General features: G+C 54.1%; 13 protein-coding genes. 11 read left to right on the forward strand and 2 right to left on the reverse strand.

Translation table 11 applies throughout. From position 1 onward, the window contains the following. Positions 1-9: 9 nt before the first annotated feature. Together JNK54_01865 and JNK54_01870 are read left to right on the forward strand one after the other, a co-directional pair. A complete protein-coding gene (locus tag JNK54_01865) occupies positions 10-231 on the forward strand; it encodes a hypothetical protein (protein MBL8023016.1) in 222 nt (73 codons plus the stop codon). Next, the gene (locus JNK54_01870; protein ID MBL8023017.1) at positions 209-907 is read left to right on the forward strand and encodes a nucleotidyl transferase AbiEii/AbiGii toxin family protein; all 699 of its coding nucleotides are present in this window, start codon (positions 209-211) and stop codon (positions 905-907) included. Before JNK54_01865 ends, JNK54_01870 begins: the two co-directional genes overlap by 23 nt. A gap of 215 nt (positions 908-1,122) precedes the next feature. On the opposite strand, the gene JNK54_01875 is transcribed toward JNK54_01870, so the two are convergent. Continuing rightward, positions 1,123-2,304, reverse strand: coding sequence for an NAD-dependent epimerase/dehydratase family protein (locus tag JNK54_01875; protein MBL8023018.1), 1,182 nt, complete (start codon positions 2,302-2,304; stop codon positions 1,123-1,125). An 11-nt stretch (positions 2,305-2,315) separates the two neighbouring features. Beyond that, positions 2,316-3,635 carry a hypothetical protein gene (locus JNK54_01880; protein ID MBL8023019.1) on the reverse strand — a complete coding sequence of 440 codons (1,320 nt, stop codon included), beginning with the start codon at positions 3,633-3,635 and terminating at the stop codon, positions 2,316-2,318. A 206-nt stretch (positions 3,636-3,841) separates the two neighbouring features. Here JNK54_01880 and JNK54_01885 point away from each other — a divergent pair, with 206 nt between their 5' ends. From JNK54_01885 to JNK54_01925, 9 genes are all read left to right on the forward strand, one after another. Further along, positions 3,842-5,233 (forward strand): HAMP domain-containing histidine kinase, encoded by a 1,392-nt coding sequence (locus tag JNK54_01885; protein ID MBL8023020.1) that lies wholly within the window; start codon positions 3,842-3,844, stop codon positions 5,231-5,233. Further along, positions 5,230-5,916 (forward strand): response regulator transcription factor, encoded by a 687-nt coding sequence (locus tag JNK54_01890; GenBank protein MBL8023021.1) that lies wholly within the window; start codon positions 5,230-5,232, stop codon positions 5,914-5,916. The genes JNK54_01885 and JNK54_01890 overlap by 4 nt, the downstream gene beginning before the upstream one ends. Before the next feature lie 106 nt (positions 5,917-6,022). Beyond that, a complete protein-coding gene (locus JNK54_01895; protein MBL8023022.1) occupies positions 6,023-6,814 on the forward strand; it encodes a PorV/PorQ family protein in 792 nt (263 codons plus the stop codon). Between the two features lie 12 nt (positions 6,815-6,826). Then, positions 6,827-7,780 carry a hypothetical protein gene (locus JNK54_01900; GenBank protein MBL8023023.1) on the forward strand — a complete coding sequence of 318 codons (954 nt, stop codon included), beginning with the start codon at positions 6,827-6,829 and terminating at the stop codon, positions 7,778-7,780. Between the two features lie 79 nt (positions 7,781-7,859). Further along, positions 7,860-9,749, forward strand: a complete 1,890-nt coding sequence (locus JNK54_01905) for an FG-GAP repeat protein (protein MBL8023024.1) — start codon at positions 7,860-7,862, stop codon at positions 9,747-9,749. 94 nt (positions 9,750-9,843) lie between these two features. Next, a complete protein-coding gene (locus JNK54_01910) occupies positions 9,844-12,609 on the forward strand; it encodes a bifunctional acetate--CoA ligase family protein/GNAT family N-acetyltransferase (GenBank protein MBL8023025.1) in 2,766 nt (921 codons plus the stop codon). Beyond that, positions 12,609-13,070, forward strand: coding sequence for a cytochrome c nitrite reductase small subunit (gene nrfH, locus JNK54_01915; GenBank protein ID MBL8023026.1), 462 nt, complete (start codon positions 12,609-12,611; stop codon positions 13,068-13,070). The genes JNK54_01910 and nrfH overlap by 1 nt, the downstream gene beginning before the upstream one ends. An 11-nt stretch (positions 13,071-13,081) precedes the next feature. Further along, positions 13,082-14,485 (forward strand): ammonia-forming cytochrome c nitrite reductase subunit c552, encoded by a 1,404-nt coding sequence (locus JNK54_01920; GenBank protein ID MBL8023027.1) that lies wholly within the window; start codon positions 13,082-13,084, stop codon positions 14,483-14,485. Between the two features lie 7 nt (positions 14,486-14,492). Then, positions 14,493-15,533 carry an NAD(P)-dependent alcohol dehydrogenase gene (locus JNK54_01925; protein ID MBL8023028.1) on the forward strand — a complete coding sequence of 347 codons (1,041 nt, stop codon included), beginning with the start codon at positions 14,493-14,495 and terminating at the stop codon, positions 15,531-15,533. The last annotated feature ends 7 nt before the right edge of the window (positions 15,534-15,540 follow it).

Consider the following 15,540-nt stretch of genomic DNA (forward strand, 5'->3'; position numbering starts at 1 on the left):
AAAAAAAGCATGAATCATCGGCATCTGGATGGGGAAGACTTTAGCCTCCCGGCCATTGACGACATCATTGGTCGCGGGGAGCGCGACGATTGGGTGGCCCTTCGAAAAGCGGTCCTCGAAAATCGGGCCCTTTTAGAGGACGTTGTTCGGATTTGTGGCGCGCACATTTCCGATCCTTTCGCCCAGCGCTATCACTTTTGGAATTACTATGCCCGCCAAAAACTGGCCTGAGTGGGAAGAGGTTCTCTCGGCGGCCGCGCGCCTTCAAGAATATTTTCCGGACGCGGTGCTTGTGGGTGGAACGGCCGCGGCCTATTTCGCGGAACATCGAATGTCCATCGATGCCGATCACGTTCTTCCTGATTTGAAAAATCAATTTGACCAGGTTTTGGCCGAGCTCGAATCTGTGGCGGGCTGGAAAACGGCCCGCGTTCTACGCCCCGTCCAAATCTTGGGAAGTTTGGATGGAATTGAGACAGGAATTCGTCAACTGATTCGCGATCAACCGCTTGAAACGACAACGGTGAATTTTAAAGGGAAAAAAATAGTTCTTCCCACAGAAGAGGAGATCTTACGGATCAAGGGAGTTCTCATTCTTAAACGAAACGCCTCGCGCGACTATATTGATTTTATCGCGCTTGCGGACCGGATGGGCCCTGAGAAAATCGTCGAGGCCCTTAAAAAGTTTTCCCAATTCTATCCGCAAGAGGGAGGGAAATCCGCTCTCCTTCAACTCCAAATTCAGCTTGCGAATCCCCTGCCTTACGACCTCAAGAATATGGACCTTTCCACCTATAAAGGCTTGGAATCCCGCTGGCATGATTGGACCGCCGTTAAAGCCGTCGCCTTGCAGATCTCAATCCTTGTTTTTGACCGGATCCTTGGGACGGAGGAAAACGCGGGTTAAGAAATAGGAGAGATTTCCTTTAACCAAAGCCAAAGAAGACGCCGTTTCGAAATCAACTTTTCTCTCAGAGAATGATCAGGTCAGCGGGATAGATAAAACAACCAGGCCTGTCATTTACCACGAGGAGAATCCCGAAAAATGAATAAAGAAATTCCGTCCCGCTCCCTGGGGAATACTCGAAAACAAATCGATATTTTTTCGGGCTGGAAGAACCCTCATGCCGTATAAGAAAAACGGATTTTTCTCTTTGTCTTTCTTGGCGGCGCGGCCTTGCCAAACAAATTGTGATGAGTGAGCTCGCTCACTGTTTGTTCGTAGGCGCCTTCCTTAGCTCTTTTTTCACCGTTGGCCCAGGTGGCAAATTCCTGAAGCCCCTTTTTTAACGTCATTCGGGGGTGGTACCCCAGAACGTGGCGGGAGCGTTCCATATGTGCGGTGCAAGCAAAGATGTCTCCCACCCGGAACTCGCCTTTGCTTTCTAATACAGGATAACGACCGATGGCGTTCCCCAGGGTTTGGGCCAGTTGGCGGACCGTGATGGCTTGACCGCTTCCGACATTAAATAGAGAACCGGATCGAATTTTTGGGTTTAATGCCGCCAGATTCGCTTGGACGACATCGGAGACATGAACGAAATCCCGTCTGGGCAGTCCTCCCTCATAGAGAGATATCGGTTTTCCCTCTCTTAAGCGGTTGAAGAAGACCGTGGCGACCCCTGTGTAAGGGTTCTGAAGCGCTTGGCCGGAGCCGTAAACATTAAAATAACGAAGAATTACCACTGAAAGGCCGTAGGCGGAGGCCGCTTGAAGGCACAGGTCTTCCTGGTGTTTCTTGGTGAGGGCGTAAATCGAGCCGGGGTCGGTTCGCGATTCCTCCGGAGTGGGAATGGGTTTCACCGTTCGTCCACAGTGGGGGCATTTGACTTGAAAAATTCCCCGTTCCAACAATTCCCTCGATCTCTTCTCTGGAAAAATATTTCCGTGCCGGGGGCACAGGGCGGCCCCTTCCCCATAGACCGCTCGGGACGAAGCCAGAATGAGTCTCTTGACCTGAGACTTGTTTTGCAAGATGGCTTGCAGGAGTGTCGCCGTTCCCCCCACATTCGTGTCCACATACCCCGACACATCATACATGCTTTGCCCCACCCCGGTTTTGGCGGCGAAGTGGTAGACGGTGTCGATCCCCTTTAGGGCTTTTTGGAGATCCGCGGGGCGCCGCACATCTCCACGGATACGATCCACCCCTGGGTTGAGTGAGTTCGGAAATTTCGGTTTCTCCCCGTGGATCTGAGGGTCTAATAAATCCAAAATTCGCACACGATGACCCTTTCCCAAAAGAGCTTTTGCGGTGCGGGACCCAATAAACCCTGCGCCACCGGTTATGAGAATATGTTCCATGGTTGCTCACCTTAAGCCTGGACCGATCCGAGCGATTTCAATTCTTCCATGAGGATGTCGGACGGGGTGTAGGAATGGGCGATAGCGCTGATGGCCTTGGCCTTTCGTCCCCAGGAGGGGTCATCCAAAAGTTCCCCCGCTTGTCTGGCAATGGCGCCGGGATTAACTCGATCCGCCCGGATGGTTTTCCCGACCCCGGCGCGTTCCGAAAAATACATGGAGGAAAACTGATCCAGGTTGGAGGCCACCCCCAGGAAAGGGACCCCGGCCAGCAGGCATTGGTTGATCCCCGCACTTCCGCCATTATTGATGACAAGGTCCGCCGCTTGGCAAGCCGCCTGGCCCGAAAAGTAGGGGGAGGTATGCAATTCCAATCGTGTTGGGTCGGGATTTCGGACGGAAAGCTGGAGTCCCGCCGCCACCAAAACGCGGAGAGGCCGTCCTGCCAGGCCCTCCAGGATAGCGGGAAGGGCGCGCGTGTTGCCGGAAGTTCCCATGGCGACGTAGACCGTCTTTTTTCCAGGAGCGGGGCGGTTTAAAATATCCGAAACGGGGACATCGGGAGACCAGGCGACGGGCCCCATAAATCGGTGGGATGGGGGAAGCCCTGTTGTTGGGATCAGGTCGGGCAGGTCGGGATAAAGCGTTCGGTCTCCCGCGCAATAGATATTTCGTATGTCCGCGCCGAGACTGGGCCGTCCCCATTTTTTCAACAAAGAATCAAATCCCTTTGCGTAAGAGCGAAATAATAGGGGCCGGAGAAGATCAAAACCCCATTGACCCAAAAGAGGACCGACCGTATCAACGAAGGAGCATTGAGGGACGACCCATTTGGTTTGAGCGAAGGGACTCCAATGGGCGTTGACCACGTTAATATAGGGGATTCCCGCGAGCGCCGCACTGACGGCCAAAGAGAGGCGCGTGTCCCCCACGATGGCGGTGGGGGATGTGGTATGGATAAGTTCCAGGTCCTCTCTCACGTAGCGATCCAACGTTTCAAAATTGTAGGTGGGCTGACCTTTGTACAGCCGCTCGAGAAAAAGGGAGGTGGGAATGCTGGAGAGGGGAAAATACGGTCCGGGAAGATCCCCAACGATTCCATTAAAACGGTCATCCCAAGCAAGAATTGGAGTGAAGCGGGGCTGGTCAATCCCGTTAGCCAGGGTGATCATTCGACCGACATGCGCTAAGGTGACGGCTTCGGCAATAAAAAGGATTTTATTCCCTTGGGTGTCGCGCCGACCCGGCGTGAGGTTAAGACCGTGGGGGGAGCCGTCTATAACATTTTGATTGGACATTTTTTGTTTTCTCGTGCGGTTCGTGGTTTCCATGGTTCATCCTCCCTGTGGCTGACCTTCTCCACCAGTTTAATGGCACCAGGTGGAATGGGTATGGTTCCCATGTGGCGTGCGTGTGATCTTTTTAGGGGGAGAAATCCATTGATTTAAAGGATTTTTCAAGCTATATATGAGAAGTGCTGATCCTGAGTGGTGGGTTCCTCAAAAGATGGGGTTTCCGTTAATATGTGGAATTGTTCATGAGACTGGGTTTGCGGTTCACATTACTGATCACCAGTGCCATTGCCTTTACGGGAGCTGTTTTAATTGCGGGGTTTTTGAGAGTCGAACGCCGTTTTCTCATTGAGGAAGGACAGAAATCTCAACAAACGAACACGGAACACCTGGCCCATCTCTGTGCCGAGGCCCTCGTGACTCATGACGAACTGGGGTTGGTTAATTTTTTGAAAGAGCTTGGACGGTCCCCAGATCTCGAGGAGGCCTTTTGTGTGGATCGGAAAGGAAAAGTCTTGGCGCACACGGATCTGGCCTTGTTGGGAAGAACGTTGACAGCGTTTTCCTTTCCTTGGACGGCTATGGGGCAGCCGGGACCGAACTCCAGCGAATGGATCTATTCCCAGGTTGCCACGCGAAATGAAAAATCCGAGGTTCTGGCGCGCGTGGTTTATGATTCGAGTGGAATTAAAAAGGTGGTGAGCGATCGATTGTCGAGCCTGGTCCGGCGATCGTTGGGGTTAGGCGGCGGGGTTCTGGGCTTGGCTCTTCTCCTGGCGTGGGGGACGGCCCGCGCTTTAACGCGCCCCCTTCGCCGGCTGGCCCAGGGTGTTCGTCGTGTCGGAGGAGGGGATTGGACGGCGCGCGTATCGGATGACGCTCCAGGGGAAATCGGGGAACTGGCCCGGGAATTCAATACCATGTCCAACCGTCTTGGTGAGTTGGATCGACTTAAAGATCAGTTCATTAACAATGTTTCCCATGACCTTCGCAATCCGCTCAGTGCCATCGCCACCTCCGCGAAGATGCTTCGAACGGACGACCTTCCACCCCCCTCATTCCCTCTTCTTCGTGTGATCGAAGTCTCCGCCATTCGGTTGCGCACAATGGTTAATAACATCCTTGATACAGCGAAAATGCGTGAGGGGCGATTGGTCTACGAAAAATCAGTGTTTCATCCGAAGAAACTTTTCGAGGATTTGGCCGCTCTGTTTGCTCCTCTGGCTAAAAAGTCCGGGAAAGAGCTCACGTTGAACCTGTCGGCCGATTTGCCCGCTCTTTACGCGGATGAAGAAAAAGTTCTCCGTGTCTTTCTTAATTTGTTATCGAATGCGTTTAAATTTACGAAAGAAGGGGACCGCGTTTCACTGTCGGGGCGCGTGGTGGGGGCATGGGTAGAATTCCAAGTGGAAGACACCGGGTGGGGGATCGGATCGGACCGAATGGCGCACCTCTTTGAGGCTTTCCACTCAACCAGTGAGAAACCCGACGCTCCTCCCCAACAAGGAACGGGGCTCGGTCTTTCCATCGTCAAGGCCCTTGTCGAGGGGCACGAAGGTCGCGTGCGTGTTGAATCTTCATTAGGGAAGGGGACTCGTTTTATCGTTACTTTTCCCGCCGCAAAGGAACCCGTATGAAAGAACGGGTCCTGGTCATTGAGGATGATCCTGAAATGAGGGAGGTCACTCACTTGGTTTTGGAGCGGGCGGGGTATCGCGTGGCCGAAGCCGGGTCTGCGGAGGAAGGCTTGGCGGCCATCCAAAAAGAATTCCCTGATCTCGTGGTTTCGGATATTCAATTGCCGGGGATATCGGGGATTCGGTTATGCGAAATACTTCGGCAAGAACAGCGCACCCAATCCATTCCGCTCATTCTCCTGACGGTTCTTGGCAAAAAGCCTGATAAGGTGAGGGGTTTGAAAATGGGAGCGGATGACTACATCACAAAACCCTACGACCCGGGCGAATTTCTGGCCCGGGTCGAAGCCCTTCTGCGTCGGACAGGGGGAGTCCGGCAGGCAAACACTCCGACTTTGGAATTTCGAAAACTCAAAGTAGACCTGGACCGCCGCGAAGTCACCTTGAACGAGAAATCCCTTTCCCTCCGCCGCAAGGAATTTGATTTGCTGGTGTTGTTTCTCAACAACCCTGGGCGTTTGTTGACCCGTCTTCGAATCACTCAGTCACTGTGGTCAGATGACGTGATCGTATCCGAAAATGCCCTCACCTCTCACATCAAGAACCTTCGGTCGTTCCTCGGAGCCTACGGGGACAGGATCGAAACGCTCGTGGGGGAAGGCTATCGATTTAATGATGAATAACCCTCTCTTGGAATATGGGTCCGATGGGCTATTCTTCCAACGAAACTCCCGCGCCAAACAGAGAATCCCGTTATTTCGAACGCGCCTATATCTTTTGAGCGGTAGCTTGATCCTTGCGGTCGTCTTCGTTTCTCCGACCTTGGGTGGTTTTTTTTCCAAAAGGGACCGGGGGCGGCGGGGTCCGACCGTGCTTAAAATGGACACAGGCGTTCGCGCGTCTTCCTTGGGAGGCGCGTTTGTGGGCTCAGCGGATGACGCCAGCGCTCTCTTTTGGAACCCGGCCGGACTTCAGCGTGTTCCTCGTCAAGAATTCTTGGCGGGGCATTCCCAGGTATTTGAGGACCAAACACGCGACGACCTGGCGTGGGTTTTGCCTGTTTGGCGGCGGGGAGAAAGGGAAACCTGGGGAGTCCAGGCCTCGTATCTGGCGGTCGATCGGTTTGATTTGGTTAAGAATGGCAATCCCGCAGGGTCTGCTCGCCCGTGGGAAGGGGTGGTCGGACTCTCCTACGCGAGACCTTTTCGGAACCTTTTTTGGGGGGTGACGGGCAAGCTCGCCCGCAAGGAATTCCCCGGCGCTTCAGGGCAAAGCTATTTGCTGGACGCCGGGCTCCAGGGCACATCAAAAAAGATGGGAATTAATTGGGGGGTTACCCTGGCGAATTTGGGAACAACGATGACCTTGGGGGAGGGAACCCTGGCGCCTCCTCTGGTGATGCGTTGGGGGGCATCGAAAGGCTTTTTTTTAGGACAAAGAAATCGGCTTTGCTGGTCTGGTCAAATCGATGCGCCATCGGATGATGTCTTGCTGGGCCGAATGGGGTTGGACTATGTGATCCCTGGGGAAGAATGGGTGTTCGCGTTTCGACTGGGAGGCCAAACCGCGGGAGCGACGTGAATCACGGGGGGGGTGGGATTCGGTCGTGGGCCGATCGTGGTGAACTACGCTTACGGTCCCAATGAGAATTTGGGAGCGGTCCATCGAATGGATGTGGGGTTTCGGTTTGGAAAACCCCTCGGCCGTGAAGTCCAGCGTCGAGCTCTCCTGGAAACGGCCCAATCGGCCTGGGAGAAGGGACAAACGGCCCATGCGGCGGATCTGTTGGAGGAGATCAATGAATTTTCACCCCACTATTACCCTGCCGAAGTCTTGGGCAAAGAGGTCAATCGGCGAATCGAAGAGAGCCTCAAACCAGACACCTTGTATAATTTGGGTCTTCGAGCTTATGAGGAAAAAGATTTTGAAGCGGCGGGAGACTATTTAAGAAAACTGGTCATGCTCGATCCGTCCTACCCGGAGGCGAGCATCCTATTGAAAAAAGCCGAGTCCACGTTGTCCAAGGGAAGAGAGTCCCGGGCGCGGGAAGAATTGGCCCATGGTCTTGAACGGCAAAGGAGAGCGCTGTCCCGGACGGCCCAGAAAGCTCAGGAACGGGGACGTTGGTCAGAGGCGCTGAAGAGTTGGCGATATATTTTAGTGCGGTTTCCGAAAGATGCGGAAGCTTTGGCAAAGGTGATCCAGTGCCGGAGGGAAATGGTGGCCTTGGCGAAATCGGCGGAAAAAGAGGGAGCCATAGAGATGGCGGTATTCCACTATCGTGCCCTTCAAGAGGACCGGTTCGACCCTGCCGTGTCCCAGCGAATTGAAAAACTGACGCGGGAAGCGACACGGAAAGCCGAAACACGGGCCCGAGAGCTGTATCAAGAGGGGGTCCGTGTCTATGACGCCGGCGACCTTAAGAAAGCTTTACCCCTCTTTGAGGAATCGGTTCGGTTGAATCCCAACGATGAAGCCGCCGCCCGTGCCCGGGACCGGGTTCGAACAGAGACCAAGCGTGGGACCGAAGAGAGGAAAGCCCGATGAAAGAGTTCTGGTCCTGGTTCAAGGCGTCCGGCGCAGGCCCCCGCTTCCTTGGATCTGTCTTAGCGGTGGGGTTCCGTTCGTGATCCTCCGACAAAAATTTTTTTCTGTTTCATCGGTTTTAGTTTTTTTGGGTTTGTGTCTTGGGACCCTTCCGTTGCGGGGGCAAACGTTTGGAATCGGTGATTTGGATGTTCTAATTGCGACCACAGGAACTTTTATTAATCGGGGGATCTGTGCGTCGGGTGGCGATTTTAATCATGATGGGTTTGCGGATGTGGCCATCATCACCTATTCAAACTATGGGGTTGCTCAGGAAATTAATTTGTTTCCAGGGGGTCCGAACCTTCCCCCAACAGATACTTTTCCAAATCGAGTGCTCCTGAAGATTGTGCCCCCACCTGTTCCCTTTATCCTTGATCAGATTTTGTTTGTTGATTTAAATGGGGACCATTTCGATGATCTTGTATTTAAAGGGTACCGGGTCAACGGGTCCGCCCCTTGGCTGTATACGATTTACGCGGTATGGGGTTCGACCACCCCTCCCCTGACCCTCGATTTGAATCAAACTTCAGCGGATCTTGAGTTGAAATTATCCTACTCTCCAACCTTTTGTTCACTTGCCAAAGGGGATTTCAACGGAGACGGGCGGGGCGATTTAATGGTGAGCGGAGGAGATGCTCTTCAGGGGAATGTTTATCTATTTATGGGAAAACCCTCTTATTCAAGTTCATCTATTTTCCTGGATGACGGAGTTTCGGCCACCCACATTTATAAAAGTTCAGACACCTTTTTGGGCCAAACCCTGGCGAGTGGTGATATAAATGGCGATGGAAAGTCGGACCTGATCCTTTCTGATAAAACTCATTCCAATGGGGCCTCAACGGAGAAGGGAAAGATCTATGTCGTTTTAGGTTCCGCCGGGTTCCCGACTCAGTGGAATTTGGATACGGAACCTGCCGATTACACTCTTTTCGGAACAAACGCAATAAATAGTCCTGCTGTGGGTGATTGGACGGGTGATGGCATTGACGATTTGTTCATTTTGGATGAAACGGAACAGAAAGGGTATTTGCTCGATGGTTTAAGTGTCGCCAACGGACCCAGCTCTTTTGATATGACCACCGACGTCCCCGCCAACACCCCGATCGCTTTCGGGGATTTTATCTTTGGAATTGGATCTCCTACGGGGGACTTTGATGGGGATGGAAAAGCGGACCTTTTTTCCCCGGTTCATTCCCAATTGGGGGCATTTTTATCGAACGATTATTCGGGCCAGCCGGTTGTGCCATCCGCGGCTTTTCAATTTTCGGTGACGTCCAGTTGGAGTCTCGGAGACATCAATGGGGATGGAAAAAAAGATCTCGTGGTGACGCCGGAGGGAGGCCCCAGTGGGAGTGTCGGAATTATTTATGGGTACCACCCATTGGATAACCCCGCCATTCACGTTCAAATCCCCATGGCCTTGCCTCAGGCCGTTCTTGAATTGTCCGTTGAAGGGGACCCCAAAGAAATGAACTTGTCCGGTGATTTTCTGGAAAATACGAACGGCAAATGGGTGCCTTTTCAACGGACGGTGCCGGTGACATTGACTCAAACTTCTGGAGAAAAGCATCTGAGGGTTTTATTTCGAAATTCCTTTGGGCGGACAAGTTCCTCAGCTGTCCAAAATGTTCTCGTTGAACCGGGTTTCCCGCGTTTGGAGGTCGTGCACAACGATTTTGAGCTTGGAGGCCCCAAGGTTCGGATCGATTGTCATCTTTTAACGTCGGCGCGGGTGAAAGCTTCCCTGTTTGATCAGGCCGGGGTGTTTTTGGGCCAAATGATGGACTCCACCTTGGCCCCGGGGGTATGGCCTATTGAGTGGGACGGAAAAAACTCCACGGGCCAGTCTGTGTCGCCCGGTGTCTATTACATGTCCATTGATATAGAGGGTCGGATTGAAAAGAAAAAAATCCTTTTGCGGCATTGAAATGAATCACATGAAAGGAACATCCGCACCCACGTTATTGTAAAATGGAATTGTTGTCTATTGATCAAAGGCCAAACCACGAGGTTCCATCGCCATGAATATTTCGAATCCATTAAACACCGAATCCCCAGATCCTTCCCTCTACCCGGGGGATCCCGCCCACGACGTTTTTCGAGGGGACAAGGGGTCGTTGGATGTTTTTTTTCGACCGAAATCCGTGGCGGTTGTGGGGGCGACGGAACACGCGGGGACTGTGGGGCGAACCCTTCTCTGGAACTTGATTTCTTCTTCTTTCGGCGGAACTGTTTATCCGGTCAATCCCAAGCGGCCGAGCGTTTTAGGAATTAAGGCCTATCCCCGGTTGTCGGCCATTCCGGACGCGGTGGATTTGGTGGTCATCGCCACTCCGGCTCCCTCCGTCCCCGACATCATTGCGGAATGCGTGTCCCTGGGGGTTCCCGGCGCGATCATTATTTCGGCGGGATTTAAAGAGAGCGGGGCCGAGGGCGCCGCCCTTGAGAAGCGCGTTCGAGAGATTGCTCGGGGAAAGATGCGTATTTTAGGGCCCAACTGTTTGGGTTTCATGTGTCCGCCCTCCGGTCTGAATGCCACTTTTGCCAAGGGGATCGCGGCGAAGGGGAATGTGGGTTTCTTAAGTCAATCGGGGGCCCTCTGTACCGCGGTTTTGGATTGGAGTTTCCGCGAGAAGATTGGGTTTTCCGCTTTTGTTTCCCTCGGCTCAATGTTGGACATCGGGTGGGGCGATCTTATCGACTATTTGGGCAACGATCCCAAAACGGAAAGCATTGTGATTTACATGGAGTCCGTGGGCGACGCGCGGTCCTTTATGTCGGCGGCGCGGGAAGTTTCCCTTTCCAAACCTATTATTGTGATTAAAGCCGGGCGCACCGACGCGGCCGCGAAAGCCGCGGTGAGCCACACCGGGTCTCTCGTTGGTCGTGACGATGTTTTGGACGCGGCGTTTGAGCGGTGTGGCGTGATTCGGGTGGACGCGATCTCTGATCTTTTTCAAATGGCGGGTGTGTTGGCCCGTCAACCGCGTCCCAAGGGGCCCCGTTTGACCATCGTGACCAACGCGGGTGGGCCCGGGGTTCTTGCGGCGGATTCCCTCATTGAAAACGGGGGACATTTGGCGAATCTCAGCCTGGAGACCATGAAGGAACTGAACAGTTTTCTTCCGGCTCCCTGGAGTCATGGAAACCCCGTGGACGTGTTGGGTGACGCCGACGCGGCCCGTTATGGCCACGCGTTTGAGGCGGCGGCCAAAGACCCCAATTCCGATGGGCTTTTGCTGATCCTCACGCCCCAAGACATGACCGATCCCACGGGGTCGGCCCAGCAGTTGGCTCTTAAAGCCGGTGCCATGAGGGGGAAACCGATTCTGGCCAGTTGGATGGGGGGGGAATCTGTGGAGGCGGGCCGTACCATTCTTGCGGGAGCCGGTGTCCCCGTGTTTAAATATCCCGACACCGCCGCCAAAATTTTCTGCACCATGCACTCCTATAATTCCAATCTGCAATCTCTCTACGAAACGCCCCACCTTTCTGTGGGGGGGGATGCGCCGGTGGATCGGAAAAGTGTGGATGAATTAATTCAGACCGCGCGGTCTTCCGGGCGAACCGTGATGACGGAAGATGAATCCAAGCGGCTTTTGGCCCTTTACGGTATTCCAACGGTTGAAACCAAACTGGCCACAACCGCGGACGAGGCGGTAAGGGAAGCCGACTCTCTGACGTATCCGATCGTTTTAAAACTCCATTCCAAGACCATCACCCACAAATCCGATGTGGGGGGAGTGTTCCTCAACTTGGGAGATGCGGCGGCTGTGCGCCGGGCTTTTGACGCGATTAAAAAGAATGTGGAGGCTTTAAAGGGGCCCGGTCATTTTGATGGGGTCACCGTTCAGCGGATGATCCGCTGGGATGGGTATGAAGTGATTTGCGGGGCGAGCCCAGATCCTCAATTTGGACCGATGCTCCTTTTTGGCACTGGGGGAAAATTGGTGGAAATTTACCAGGACAAGGCTCTGGGCCTTCCTCCCCTCACCAGCACATTGGCTCGACGGATGATGGCCAAAACGAAGATTTGGAAAGCCCTTCAAGGGGTGCGGGGGCAAAAAGTTTCCGATCTCGCGGCGTTGGAACGGGTGATGATTCGGTTCAGTTGGTTGGTTTTGGAACAAACCGCGGTGAAAGAAATCGATATCAATCCCTTGTTGGTTTCTCCCGAGGGTGTTATTGCCATGGACGCTCGCGTCGCTCTTTACACCCCGGAGGAGGAGAAGACCCGTGTTCGGTCCGCCATCCGGCCTTACCCATCGGTTTACGATAAACCGGCCGTGACCAAAGACGGGACGTCCGTTCGGTTTCGGCCCGTGCGGCCGGAAGACGAACCTCTTCTGGTGGAGTATCACGCTAAAGTCTCGGACCGAAGCGTGGTCAGTCGTTATATGCGGTCTTTCGAATTGAGTGAACGGGTGGCCCACGAACGGTTGCGCCGGGTGTGTTTCGTGGATTACGATCGGGAAATGGTGATCGTGGCGGAGCAACCGGGATCTAACGGAAAACCCGCCTGCCTCTGGGCGGTGGGCCGCCTTTCTCGGAGTTCTTCCACCCTGAATGCCCAGTGGTCCATGTTGGTGGCGGACCCTTACCAGCACCGTGGGGTGGGAACCGCGTTTTTAAAAAACATGGTGGACATTGCCCGGGCGGAGGGCGTTAAAACTCTCTGGGCCGAAATCCGGCAGGAAAATAAAGACATGCTTCATATTTCCCAGCGCTTGGGATTCCGTCACACGACCTGTACGGATGGGACGGTAAGAGTGACCCTATCCCTCTAATGGAAACCCGGCCGCGCCCCAAGCGGATCGTTGTTTTTTTATTGGTCCTTTTCTTTGGGGCGGCGGGAGGATTAGGGATTTTTACGTTTATCTACGCTAAGGGCTATTCCTACATGAGCAATGACCCAGCCGCCTGCGCCAATTGCCACGCCATGGATGGCCATCTGAGCGGTTGGGTTAAATCCACGCATCACGCGGTGGCCACGTGCAACGATTGCCATCTTCCGGAAGGGTTGGTGGGAAAGGCGTACACCAAAGGGTCCAATGGTTTTTGGCACAGTTTTTATTTTACCACGGGTCGTTACCCCGATCCGATTCGCATTAAACCTCACAATCGTGATGTGGTGGAAGCCAATTGTCGTCGGTGTCACGGGGATACCGTGGAGGCCATGGAGGGACCGCTGTTGTCCTCCCGTCAGCTGTCCTGTGTTCGGTGCCACGGCGAAGTCGGCCATTCCTAAGGAGAGACCCCATGAATGCAACGAAAGGTTGGAAGCTTTACGCGGGCGGATTGGTCTTGGCGGTCCTTTCAACCGCCGGGGTCACCGCTTTGTTGGTGGATATTTTCGAGAAGAAACAAGAAGCCAAAAATCCCTTTTTTCGTGTGGTGGAGTTGACGGATGAAACGGAAGATCCCGCGGTGTGGGGAAAAAATTTCCCCCAACAGTATGACGCCTACAAACGCACGGTGGATATGGTCCGAACGAAATACGGGGGGTCCGAGGCGCTCCCGCGGACGCCCACCGACGCCGATCCTCGATCGGTGGTGGCCACGTCGCGACTGGAATCCGATCCCCGTTTGAAAACCATGTGGGCGGGATACGCTTTTTCAAAAGATTTCCGAGAAGAACGCGGGCACGCTTACATGTTGGAGGATCAGACTTACACGGAACGTCAACGGGTGGCGCCCCAGCCGGGGACCTGCATGCATTGCCACGCTTCGGTATATGTCCCTTATAAGAAATTGGGGAACGGAGATTTAACCAAAGGCTTTGAAGCCATGAACCAAATGACTTACCCGGAAGCGCGGAAGTTGGTCAATCACCCGGTGGCCTGCATTGACTGCCACGACTCGGCCACGATGCAACTTCGAGTCACCCGGCCGGGATTTTTGGAGGGAATCCGGACGCTTAAGCTTTCTCAAGGGGTGAAAGATTATGACGTGAACCGGGACGCCACGCGTCAAGAGATGCGCTCCTTTGTGTGTGGTCAGTGCCACGTGGAATATTATTTCAAGGGGAAAGAGAAACGGTTGGTTTACCCCTGGCATAAGGGTCTGAAAGCCGAGGAAATGTTGGCCTACTACGATGAAGTTGGCCATAAGGATTGGGTTCACGCGGACACAGGGGCCGAGGTTTTGAAAGTTCAGCACCCGGAATTTGAAATGTGGAGCCAAGGGATTCATTCCCGATCCGGTGTCGCTTGTGCCGATTGCCATATGCCCTACACCCGCATTGGCGCACAGAAGATCTCTGATCACCATGTGCGAAGCCCTCTCTTGAACGTCAGCCGGGCCTGTCTCACATGCCACAAGTTTTCAGAGGATGAAATGAAAGCCCGGGTGGATATCATTCAAACCCGGACTGTTCAATTGCGGGACAAGGCCATGGACGCTCTGGTGGAATTGATCCACGACATCAAGAAAGCCAAAGAGGAGGGGGCCACCGATGAACGCCTGGCCATTCCCCGGAACGCCCAGCGGCAAGCCCAGTTTCGGTTGGATTTTGTAGAGTCGGAAAACTCCAACGGGTTCCACGCCCCCCAAGAGGCGGCTCGCCTGCTCGGGGAATCCATCGATTGGAGCCGGAAAGGGCAGGTGGCTTTACGCGATGGAAAGAAATCGTTGGTTTCGGCGCCGAAATCAACATCCTATTGAGCTGAAAATGATTTTAACTAACGGATACGCCGCCCAGGCTTCGGACGCCCCCCTTACCCCGTTTCAGTTTGAACGGAGGGATCCCGGCCCCCAAGACGTGGTGATCGAAATTCTCTATTGCGGAATTTGTCACAGCGATATCCACTCGGTTCGTAACGAGTGGGCTCATGGGCGGTACCCCATGGTTCCCGGCCATGAGATCGTTGGGCGGGTAAGCCGTTCGGGGGCCGGCGCGACGAAATTTAAACCGGGGAACCTGGTGGGGGTGGGGTGTTTTGTGGATTCCTGCCGGGTGTGTCCACCCTGCAAAGAGGGGACCGAAAATTATTGTGAAAAGGGTCCCCTCTTTACCTACAACGCGGAGGACAAGGCCGGGCAGGTGACCCGGGGAGGCTATTCGTCCCACATCGTGGTGGATGAATCCTACGTCCTGCGTATTCCGTCGGGACTTGACCCCGAACGCGCCGCGCCGCTCCTCTGCGCGGGAATCACCACCTACTCCCCGTTAAAACAGTGGAAGGTCGGCCGTGGCCATCGCCTGGCCGTGGTGGGGTTGGGAGGGTTGGGGCATATGGCGGTGAAGTTTGGGGTTTCTCTGGGAGCTCAGGTGACCGTTATAAGTTCTTCCCCAAGCAAACGGGCCGAAGCGCACCTTTTGGGAGCGCACGACTTTGTGGTCACGAAAGATTTGACCCGAAGGGGAGAACTCCAAAGTTCCTTTGATTTTATCCTGGACACGGTTTCGGCGCCTCATGATATGGATGGGTTGTTGACCCTCCTTCGACGGGAAGGAACCCTCATCCTCGTCGGTGCCTCGCCAGACCCGTTGCCCGTGAGCCCTTTCTCGCTTATTTTTGGAAGAAAAAACATGGCGGGCTCCTTGATCGGCGGAATTCGGGAGACACAAGAGATGTTGGATTTTTGCGCGAAAGCCGGTCTTCAAGCGGACGTGGAAGTGATTCCTTTGTCTCAGGTGAACGAGGCGTACGATCGAGTGGTTCGGGGGGACGTTCGTTACCGCTTTGTGTTGGACCTGAAGACCCTGTAACGACACG

This window comes from Elusimicrobiota bacterium (assembly GCA_016788905.1).
GTDB lineage: Bacteria > Elusimicrobiota > Elusimicrobia > FEN-1173 > FEN-1173 > JADKHR01.